The 10,428-nt window shown below is 57.5% G+C and carries 10 protein-coding genes; 5 read left to right on the top strand and 5 right to left on the bottom strand.

Annotation, left to right across the window (positions count from 1 at the left end; all coding sequences use genetic code 11):
- Both I6F28_RS11755 and I6F28_RS11745 read right to left on the bottom strand, forming a co-directional pair.
- Nucleotides 1-246 (bottom strand): hypothetical protein (locus I6F28_RS11755; protein WP_225139945.1); only part of this gene is annotated, 246 nt, incomplete at its 3' end.
- 539 nt (nt 247-785) lie between these two features.
- The gene (locus I6F28_RS11745) at nt 786-1,475 is read right to left on the bottom strand and encodes a LuxR C-terminal-related transcriptional regulator (RefSeq protein ID WP_050995957.1); all 690 of its coding nucleotides are present in this window, start codon (nt 1,473-1,475) and stop codon (nt 786-788) included.
- 892 nt (nt 1,476-2,367) lie between these two features.
- On the opposite strand from I6F28_RS11745, the gene I6F28_RS11740 reads away from it, so the two are divergent.
- Nucleotides 2,368-2,709, top strand: coding sequence for an H-NS histone family protein (locus I6F28_RS11740; protein ID WP_036025684.1), 342 nt, complete (start codon nt 2,368-2,370; stop codon nt 2,707-2,709).
- A gap of 55 nt (nt 2,710-2,764) precedes the next feature.
- Here I6F28_RS11740 and I6F28_RS11735 read toward each other — a convergent pair whose 3' ends face one another.
- Entirely contained in the window at nt 2,765-2,986 is a 222-nt protein-coding gene (locus I6F28_RS11735) for a hypothetical protein (RefSeq protein ID WP_074448032.1), read from the bottom strand.
- Nucleotides 2,987-3,410: 424 nt separating this feature from the next.
- On the opposite strand from I6F28_RS11735, the gene I6F28_RS11730 reads away from it, so the two are divergent.
- The 4 genes from I6F28_RS11730 to I6F28_RS11715 all read left to right on the top strand — a co-directional run bounded on the left by I6F28_RS11730 (nt 3,411) and on the right by I6F28_RS11715 (nt 8,589).
- Nucleotides 3,411-3,974, top strand: coding sequence for an acyltransferase (locus I6F28_RS11730; RefSeq protein ID WP_050995956.1), 564 nt, complete (start codon nt 3,411-3,413; stop codon nt 3,972-3,974).
- A gap of 51 nt (nt 3,975-4,025) precedes the next feature.
- A complete protein-coding gene (locus I6F28_RS11725) occupies nt 4,026-4,352 on the top strand; it encodes a hypothetical protein (protein ID WP_036025687.1) in 327 nt (108 codons plus the stop codon).
- Nucleotides 4,353-4,370: 18 nt separating this feature from the next.
- Nucleotides 4,371-4,613 carry an acyl carrier protein gene (locus tag I6F28_RS11720; RefSeq protein ID WP_036025692.1) on the top strand — a complete coding sequence of 81 codons (243 nt, stop codon included), beginning with the start codon at nt 4,371-4,373 and terminating at the stop codon, nt 4,611-4,613.
- A 280-nt stretch (nt 4,614-4,893) separates the two neighbouring features.
- Complete coding sequence (locus tag I6F28_RS11715) at nt 4,894-8,589, top strand: DUF4082 domain-containing protein (RefSeq protein WP_225139944.1); 3,696 nt, start codon at nt 4,894-4,896, stop codon at nt 8,587-8,589.
- A 92-nt stretch (nt 8,590-8,681) separates the two neighbouring features.
- Here the strand turns inward: I6F28_RS11715 and I6F28_RS11710 are convergent, their stop codons facing one another.
- The gene (locus I6F28_RS11710; RefSeq protein ID WP_082641484.1) at nt 8,682-9,518 is read right to left on the bottom strand and encodes a formyl transferase; all 837 of its coding nucleotides are present in this window, start codon (nt 9,516-9,518) and stop codon (nt 8,682-8,684) included.
- The gene (locus tag I6F28_RS11705) at nt 9,512-10,426 is read right to left on the bottom strand and encodes a polysaccharide deacetylase family protein (RefSeq protein ID WP_057029391.1); all 915 of its coding nucleotides are present in this window, start codon (nt 10,424-10,426) and stop codon (nt 9,512-9,514) included. Before I6F28_RS11705 ends, I6F28_RS11710 begins: the two co-directional genes overlap by 7 nt.
- Between the last annotated feature and the right edge of the window lie 2 nt (nt 10,427-10,428).

The following is a 10,428-nucleotide window of genomic DNA, read 5'->3' as shown; positions in this document are numbered from 1 at the left end:
GCCCCCTGTTGACCCGCCGCTGGAGCTCCCCGGTCCCGATACGGACGACCGGTCGTTATCGAAGAACGACGATTGCCTCCCATCCTTCTGCGTCACTCCACGCAGGCCCCCCGAGCTTGCAATGGCTCCTGAGGTCAGGGAAGTGGATAGAAGCAGAGTCATCACTGGGGGTGTGACGGCCGCAAATCTTCCGCAGGTTTTCAAGAACGCCCGCCGGTCGTCATCTTCGTTGCCGTCCCGGGTCACAACACGCTCTCCTCGGTTTAAAATATTAATTCACGGTATTATACATTAAATGTCTTTTCAACCGATAATTTTCTTTATGTGAGTGGCGTTGCTTGACGTGCGCCGTCAATTGATCGTGGGCAATCTCCCTGCTCGTTCTTGTACTTTCTGGCCTTTCGGGCGCAGCTTCGGAGTTGCGCTCGCCATTTAATATGATTAATTTGCGTTTTAACGGACGTCGAGCGCAGGGCTCGATTGCAACGGGTGATGACGATGCCACTGCAATTCCACCGGTCTGTCCGGGACATGGAGATCTGGAGCGCAACCAGCGAGGGCTTCTCGTTCGTGATCAGCTTCGGAAGCCCGAGAGGCCCCGGCTTTCATGGCCGCGCCGGCTATTTGGCGAGTTGGCGTCCGCTCCACAAAAACCAGGCGGCAATCAAGATTGGCGGTTCGCCCTTTCGAACGTTAGCCGAGGCCGAAGGGGCCTGCAGCGACATGGCTGGGCTTCTGGCGCCACGATAACCCCCCGCGCACGTTCGGAAGAGCCAGACACCCCATTATTTTACGCTCGCCGGATCCTGATGCAAAAGATCAGGGGGATCCATCTTACGTGACGCGGCATGCAGCTCATTTCGCGAAATCGCCAATGCCGCGAGAATCGTGCGATTGCTGATGTCCAGCTTTTGGAAGATATGATGAAGGTGGACCTTGATCGTACCGTCGGCAAGGTTCAACCGACGTCCAATCTCCTTGTTCGATAGACCCTCCGACACGAGCCGCATGATTTGCCGCTCCCGGTCCGTCAGTTGTGCCAGGGGCTTCTCATCGGGGCGGGCCTCATCATTGGCTAGCCATGCGCTCGGCGAGGCCGCTGCTTGGCCCTGGGCGGCTTTCCGCAGGGTTGAGACCAGTATCTCGGCATCCGAATCCTTTGAGAGGACGATGCAGGCCCCCTCCAAGGCCAGCCTTTGCAACTCACAATCGGCCGCGACACCGGCGAAGAAGACGACGGCGGGACTTGGGCCTGAAGCGTTTGCGGGAGCGAGGATCTGCTGCCGGCTGACATCAGGCAGTGCAGCATCGACGAGCGCGACGTCCGGCACAAGAAATCGGATTGCCTCATTGCAGCTTGCGCCATCGCTGCAGGACGCAACGATCGTAAAATCACGCTGCGCTGCAAGAACGCTCCTGATCCCTTGCAAAACGATCGGATGTCGATCCGCGATGACAATTCTGGTGCGGTGCATGCTTCCCCTGCCTATTGCTAACAACCCCCCGTGCAGCCGTTTAATCCAACAATTTCTTCAAAACGCGAGGATGACGGGTCCGCTCGGCGACAACGTCACACAGTCTCAAATCCTAGACAGCCGAACGTTCGACGACTGCCCCACGGTAACTTGACCGGCAAGTATGCGCAGCACCGTAAGAATGCGGTGCGAAAGCAGCGTTGTTTCGACAACGCATGATAGATTCGATCAGCAAATTCCCCCATAGAATGTCTAGGCGCAGGGATCGGCTGCTGTGTCATGATGGTCAACATCCAATTAACTTCGTTGGCACCGTTATTACCAACGATATATTGGGTTATTCACGATTCAAATCTAACATTCGACGAAGTTTCGACGAACACAAGATCGTTCAAAAAAGCAGCGTTTTTGAAGGGAGGAAAAGTAATACTATTCATCAAGGCGAAGCTGGTTAGTAAAGCACGAAAACGGCTGCGTCGCGCAGCCAGTGTAGCAACGACGAAATCCGGTCACCCAAATTGGAGCTGCATATTCGTCAATTCAGCAACTTCAATGAGCGGTCATGGAGGGCATCGTTGGCAATGAGTAGGTGGTCACATGTATTCTTCAGCAGTTTTGCGTCAAACTCATCAGGCTCTCATCATTCAATTCACTGAATTGCAGAACTTGCGTAGCCGCGTGTCGAAGGCCGAGCAGCGATTGCTTGCGCCGAGGCGACGAGCCCGGGGGCGGAGGGCGAAGCGACCGCTGGTTCGGAGGCACGGGCCCAGCCGGTAACTCCGACCACCACGCACACTGGCGCAGCGGCACGGGTGATCGTGCTTGCCGGACCCCGGTTTGACCTGATAAGCCCCCCTCCTGTTTCGGTTCGGAGGTAGTGGGGACGGCTTCCATGGAGAACGATGACTGGGCATCTATGACCACAGCTGAGCTGTGGCGACTCTACGATGAGGTCACTGCTGTTCTGAGTCGCAGGATGACCGCGGAAAAAGCCAAGCTCGAAGAGCGGCTTCGCAAGATCGAAGGTAAGACCGGGGGGCAAACCGAGGGACGTGCACGCCGCCCCTACCCTCCCGTGCTGCCGAAGTATCAGAACCCTAAGAACCCGTCCGAAACCTGGTCCGGCCGTGGTAAGCAGCCTCGATGGCTGAAGGCGCAGCTTCGCGCCGGCAAGAAGCTAAACGATCTCTTGATCGACCGCCCGTCCGCACAACGGCGCCGCCGGGCTGGCTGAACCTCCGACCGGTCCCCGGGACGATGGTGTCAGGGCTGGGCCGCCAGGCGCCACTTTAGCGAGTGCTATCTTCTTTCCCGTTAGGACTGCCGTCGCGACCACCGTTGCCCTTGCCATTATTGCCCTGCACAACATTTCCGCCAGAACTAGCGATGGCGGATGAGGTCAGAGAGGTCGAAAGCAGCAGCGTCATCACGGGAGGAGTGACGGCGGCAAATTTTCCGCAGCTTCTCAAGAACTCACGGCGGTCGTCACTATTGGAGTCGGTCGGGTTCATCAGCGCTCTCCCTGCGATGGTCATAGAAAATAAGCGGATTTGGATGCATCGCAAGTTAAATATGTTAATTCAACCAATTTAATTGCCACCTTCCGCAAGTCCACGCCACTAGCGTGCCATGTCCCGGGAGCTATTCCTTGGCGAAAGGAATGCACGAAAACGCAGCGTGGACACACGCTGAACAGGGGAAACCGATGCCCGCGAGCGGCCAAGCGTTCTTTGATTCGAGGCGGTTGATTGACGGCGGTCCGGGACCGAAACAACGCGATACTAAAAATAATTGAAATCCCAAAAATATAACTCTAATTTTTGAATCGGCGGTTCGCCCGGGCAGGTACCTCATGTCCACTCCGCGAAGGCCGTCGATTTTAGATGGACGCCGTCGGTACGAGTCAATTGACGACGACGCAAATGGGCTTTTCTGATGCATTCAAAGCTCGATCCCAGCATGTCTGATCACAATTTGGACCAGTGGCTCGCCTTCGCGCGCGAGTTCTTGCAGGCTCTGGCAGCTCGCAAGAGGAAGCAGTTCGATCGGAGGGTGTCGATCGGAGACCTTCTCACCGAGCGCGAGGATAACGCCGCAGCATATGGCTTTGGAGAGGGCAGCACGATGTACGACAACGTGCTCGTTCTTGGGCGCGTCAAGGTCGGACGGAATACCTGGATTGGACCGGGATGTATTCTGGATGGTTCAGGTGGAGATTTGCAGATCGGCGATTGGTGCTCCATCTCTGCTGGCGTTCAAATCTACACGCATCACACGGTAAACCGCTCAATTTCGCTCGGCCGGGATCCCATCGATTGCGCGCCCACCTCGATCGGCAATGGAGTCTACATCGGGCCGAATTCGGTGATTCAGATGGGTACAACCATCGGCGACCGCGCCATTGTAGGCGCGAACTCGTTCGTCGATAGAGACATTCCCGCGGGTGCAAAGGCGTTCGGCTGTCCAGCGCGAGTTCAGCTTGCGTCTAAAGCCACATAATGCAAGCCGCATTAGGCGCTCCTGGGAAGGCCGGACTACCGGTGCTTCACGATGCGGCTCGAGGATCTATTCGGTGATTCCGGGCTCATCTCCGTAGTCATTGCAAAGATCGATGGCGGCGTCTTCGTTCTCAATACCTGGCTCATGAGTTGCCGCGTGCTGAAGCGCCAGGTCGAGGACAAGATCATGTATGAGATTTTTCGACTCGCAGAGGTGGCCGGTTGCATGACAGTGCGCGTCATTTATCTTCCGACAACCAAGAACCGTATCGTCGCCGAATTCTACGAGGAGTTTGGTTTCGCGCGTATGGAAGACTCCGCAACCCGAAAAGAGTTCGAGCTGGAGGTGAGGAAGTATCAGGTGCATTCGACAAGATAGATGTTGCCCGGAGAGCCTATGAAGCAGGCTGAAGTATTAGCGAAGTTGCAGGAAGTATTCGACGGAATCTTCCTCGAGAAGATCGCGGCCACCCCCGAGCTCTCGGCGGCGGACGTCGATGAGTGGGACTCGCTCATGCAGATCTCGCTCGTGATCGCCGTCGAGCAGAAGTTTCGCGTTCGATTTCGCGTTGGCGAGGTCGAGGCGGCGCGGAATCTGGGTGAGTTCGCCGACCTAATCGCGAAGCGGATGGAACCATAAGAGTTGGACATCGCGAGTGCGTTCGAAGCTGGGCAAACGGCACATCCCGCTGAGTGCACGAGATCCGTGACGCGCGCCTGCCTTCAAGCTCAAGAGAAGTTGACGAACGGCGCTACTCCAAAGGCATAAATCGCTTCCGATTTAATATTTTTAATGTTATTTAAATATTGTTAATATGAACCAACATGACTGCCGCGATCAAAACTACAACCCGCACAGTTGGTGTTGCTACTTTAGATAGCGTTTGATCACGCTGGCTAGCTGGGGGAGTACAACTGACGTGGTCGGCAAGCGGATCCGCGTGAATGCCACCTACACCGACCTGTTCGGCGCCAGCGAGAACGTGACCAGCGCGGCCACGGCGACGGTTGCCGCTGCGAGTGCCACCACTACGCTGTTCACCACCCAGACGCCTGTCATCACCAATGCCAGCGACGGAGTAGGTTATGAGTTGGGGATGCGCTTCACCAGCGACACCTCCGGTTCGATCCAGGCAATCCGGTACTACAAGGCTCCGAGCGAGACGGGCACGCATATCGGCCACATCTGGTCGGCCACCGGCCAGGAGCTGGCGACGGTCACGTTTACCAACGAAGGCGCATCGGGCTGGCAGCAGCAGGCGCTCGCCACACCCCTGACCATCCAGGCCGGCACGACCTACATCGTCTCCGTCAACATCAACAGCAACTACGTCTCCACCACGCAGGGCTTCGCCTCAGCCATCAGCAATGGTGGCCTGAACGCCCCGGTGGGTGCCGGCGTCTTCGACCTGTCCAAGGGCGCCTTCCCCACCAATGTCTATCAGAATGCAAACTATTTCCGCGACGTCGTGTTCGCTGCGGGCTCGTCACAGCCCAATAACCGCCCCGGTGTGGTAAGCGTCAGCGGGACGCCGACGCAGAACCAGACCTTGACCGCGACCGTGAGCGATGCGGACGGAGTGCCGGGCACCGTCTTCTATCAGTGGCAGCAGAGTGCGAACGGCAACTCGTGGAGCAACATCAGTGGCGCGACCGCGAGCACGCTGGTCCTCGGGCAGGCTCAGGTCGGCAGCTTCATACGGGTCACCGCCAGCTACACGGACCTCTCGGGCAGCACCGAGGCCCCGGTGAGCACCGCGACCGCCACGACAGTGGCCAACGTCAACGACCCCGGCGCTGTCACGATCAACGGCACCGCGACCCAGAACCAGACCCTGACGGCCAGCGTCACGGACCCCGACGGCGCGCCCGCCAGCATCACCTATCACTGGCAGAGCAGCCCCGACGGCACCACTTGGACGAACCTGGCCGCCACGACCTCGAGCCTCACCCTCGATAGCAGCCTGGTCGGCAAGCGGATCCGCGTGAATGCCACCTACACCGACCTGTTCGGCGCCAGCGAGAATGTGACCAGCGCGGCCACGGCGACGGTTGCCGCTGCGAGTGCCACCACTACGCTGTTCACCACCCAGACGCCTGTCATCACCAATGCCAGCGACGGAGTAGGTTATGAGTTGGGGATGCGCTTCACCAGCGACACCTCCGGCTCGATCCAGGCAATCCGGTACTACAAGGCTCCGGGCGAGACGGGCACGCATATCGGCCACATCTGGTCGGCCACCGGCCAGGAGCTGGCGACGGTCACGTTTACCAACGAAGGCGCATCGGGCTGGCAGCAGCAGGCGCTCGCCACGCCCCTGACCATCCAGGCCGGCACGACCTACATCGTCTCCGTCAACATCAACAGCAACTACGTCTCCACCACGCAGGGCTTCGCCTCAGCCATCAGCAATGGTGGCCTGAACGCTCCAGTGGGTGCCGGCGTCTTCGACCTGTCCAAGGGCGCCTTCCCCACCAATGTCTATCAGAATGCAAACTATTTCCGCGACGTCGTGTTCGCTGCGGGCAACGTCATCTCACTACTTAGCAGTTCCACAGTGTATGTCAGTGAGACGGGAGGGATGGCTACCATCACCGTCGTACGCTCCGGCGACCTCCAATCTCAAGCAACCGTGGAGTACACGACGAACGAAATCGGCACCGGCGGCACAGCTACGGCAGGCCAGGACTTCATCCAGCCCACGTTTAATGGCCGGTCGAACACCGGTCAGGTCGTCTTCAACCCGGGAGAGAGCACCAAGAGCTTCACCATCTCAATTGTGAACGATCAGCTCACCGAGGGTAACGAGACGTTCGCGGTCGGGCTTCAGAATCCCGGTTCCGGTTCTCTCGGGACCCCGCGCACAGTGCTCGTGACCATCATCGACAACGACTCGCCCGTCGCGATCTCAATGGCGGACGCGGCGATAAGCGTTACCGAGAATACACAGACGGCAACGATTACGCTGCTGCGCAGCGGCAACACCAGTCAAACAGCTACTGTCGGCTTCACGACAAGCAACGGCAGCGCCCTCGCGGGTTCCGACTACACCGCCTCGTCAGGCACGGTGACTTTCGCTGCTGGCCAGGTGACCCAGACGATCACGGTACCGATCCTCAACGATGCGACACCGGAGAATGATGAGACCTTCACGGTCACGTTGAGCAACCCGACCGGTGCCACTCTCGGCGCCGAGACAACGACGACTGTGAAAATCCTGGATAATGACAACCCCAATCTCGGCAATCTGGCGGGCGAGACGTACGTGACGGGACTGGGCCAGGGGTATGCCGGCGGGCCAACGGCGATCGATTGGACTCCAGACGGCCGCTACATGCTGGTTGCCCAAAAGGACGGCGTGGTGCGTGTGGTGGATAACGGAGAACTTCGATCAACTCCGCTGATCGACATTTCGAGCGAGGTAAATGACGTCAACGATCGCGGATTGCTGGGTATCGCGGTGAACCCGAATTTCGCAACGAACCATTATGTCTACCTGCTCTATACCTACGATCCACCCGAAACGGCGGGCCAGCCCGGCCTTGCCGGCCCCGATCAGGCCGGCAACCGACCTGCTCGCCTGGTGAGGGTCACCGTTGACCCAACCACAATGATTGCCGATCCGGCGAGCGAGGTAGTGCTGGTCGGAAAGAACAGCATCTGGGCCTATACGAGCCGTCCCGACGTAAACAGCACAGGCGATCCGAGCATCGCTCCTTCCGGCATCGTCAACGGCACCACGATCACAGCTCCGGCGAGCCAGATCGAGAGTGGATCGCAGGACAACGATCCGGATCGGACCGGCATCCAGAACCAAAACATTCGTGACTATCTGGCGACTGATAGCGATTCGCACGGCGTAGGCGCTGTTCATTTCGGCCCGGACGGCTATCTCTACCTCACCGTCGGCGATGGCGTGTCGTACAACTTCGTCGACCCCCGGGGAGTGCGCGTCCAAGACATCCACAATCTATCGGGCAAGTTGTTGCGGATCGATCCCGTTACAGGTGAGGGAGTGCCCGGCAATCCATTCTATCAGGCAAGCGATCCAAACAGTAATGCGTCGAAGGTGTTCTACTACGGTGTTCGCAACGCGTACCGCTTCAGCTTCGATCCAGTTACTAATCTTCCTGTGCTCGGAGATGTGGGCTGGAACAGCTGGGAAGAGCTGAATACGGGGCCAGCCGGCTCGAACTTTGGATGGCCCTATCTCGAAGGCCCCGACAGGACCGGCAGCTACCAAAATCTCGCGCAGGCAATCACCTTCTATAACAATGGCAATCGGAACAATACGTCAGACCCGCCCGCCGTATTTCCGATCCTGTCTCTAAGCCACGGGGCCCCCGACAATGCCCACGTGATTACCGCGGGAGATTTCTACAATCAGAACACCATTTTTTTCGACGATGTCCAAAACGGAACGATCTTCGCTGCGACCCTGAACGCAAGCCGGCAGGTCACCAGCGTCCAGTTGGTGGACAACGTACAAGGCATCGTCGACATGCAGAAGGGCCCTGATGGCTGGATGTATGGGGCCAATTTGATTGACGGCACTATCCGACGTTGGGTCGACCCCTCAGCGGTTACGGCGCTGGGGCTCGCAGCGTCGTCCTAGCAGGCGCCGGTCACGGCTTTCCCCATCGATGACGATCTGCTGGGGCGGCTTACGATTTCGGCCGATAAGGCGAGCTTTTGCACGATTGCGCGTCAGCGAACTACCCTGTCGTTTTGACCAATGATCGAGATTTCGGCGATGGACCTCAGACGGGCGAGCCGGCGTCGCGCCACCAATTCCGGACCAATGGTCAAATCGGCTCCACGGTACTCGCGCCCAAGGCTGAGATCTTGCGAAACTCCGCTCAAGGTGCCCGCCACATAGCGTTGAACCACTCGTACATACGCTTCGGCACCGACCATCACGGCTCGGCCAAAAATCCTATGCAAATCGTCCCCTGGTTCGTATCTCGAATGCACTGTCTCAAAGATCGGCCCGCTGTCGACGCCGGACGTGCATTCGTGAATGGTCGCACCGAGCATGTCCAACTCGTCGTTGACTACAGGCCAAAAGCTGCACGCGGTTCCGCGATACTGCGGGCTAATACCTGTATGCAGATTGATGCAGATATCGGTTGCAGAGTCGAGGACCGCATTCTTCACGACCGACGTGCCGTAAATAAGAATCGCATCGGGGCGTCTCTGCCGCAGGACTTCCAAGCTTGCGGTGCCGTTTATGCCCTCGACATAGTCGATTCGATCAGATGCATAGAATGTTTGAGCCTTTTGCCCCAACAGACTTTCAAGTGACCGAGTCCGGGCCTCATCGTCTCGAATCATCTTGAGAAAGACAGCACGGGTTGCCTTTCCTAAGAAATGCACCAACCCCTTCCGTACGGCGCGCCGCAGTCTTGTTCTCCGTGCTGACCGGTCCACAATGATGCGGTCAATGGAGAGTCCAGCGCAAAGCATGTTTGCGACATAACGATGTTCTGGGCCATCCCGCGTCAGAATCACTATTCTCTTTTGTTCGGGCTGCCCAGCTACCATAGCCAATCTCTCGCACACCGTAGTACAGGCATAATCCGGAGCTTGAACGGAATCTCTTCTGGCGCGGCGTTCCCCAGGCTAATCCGATAGAAAATGTCAGCCGCTGGTTTAAAGCGGTTGCTTTTCGCATGCACTAGAAAGATCGCCTTGTGATTACGCCGTGCGGCCCGCAGCGCACCTTCGGTCGCGTCCAATGCATTCCCATAAGGAATACTCAGGCATTGAACCGTTTGTCCCGATAACTTCTCCAGAAGCTCTCGGCTTTGCACGATCTCGGTCTCCAACTCGCTCGATGAAAGCGAACGAAAGAACGTGTGGCTCATCGAGTGGTTTCCTACTTCAATCCCTAAGCTCGCAAACCGCTTGATATCGGTGATATTAAGAAAAAGCTTCGATGTACGCCGGAGCTCCAATTCATTGGTGCCCATTGCGGTACACAGCTGCTGCTTCGCCTCCGCAATTTGCGCCTGAGTCCATTTTGAAATCACGTTGGCGATGAGCCTAGGGACTGATGTTGGTCCGGTTTCGTTGATGTTCAGGAGAGCTATCAGTTGCTGTTTACCGAGCACCACCGCTGCCAACGATAGGATATTATCCACTGGCAATCTGCTTCCGAGCAGCGTTGTCGGATTGACGAAGAATAGCGAAGGTGCATTTGCCGCTTTAAGGACAGTACTTGCGGTATCGAGAACTGAGCGATATGCGTCATCGAAGGTGATCAGCAAAGGTTTACGCGGCAGAGTGCCACTTACAAGGTCCGATCCGCTCACCACGTCAAAATGACGCGCGAAATACTTGACGTGCTTCTCAAAAACCTCTGGCCTTGTAACAACTCCAAGCTTGCCGGTTAACGGGTCTTCATGGTCCGCGATATGATGATAGACCACAATGGTAACGTCGCGCCGCATCA

Source organism: Bradyrhizobium sp. NBAIM14, from assembly GCF_020193895.1.
GTDB classification, from domain to species: Bacteria; Pseudomonadota; Alphaproteobacteria; order Rhizobiales; family Xanthobacteraceae; genus Bradyrhizobium; species Bradyrhizobium yuanmingense.
Note: the sequence above shows the minus strand (reverse complement) of the source record. Positions and strands in the feature narration are given on the sequence as shown.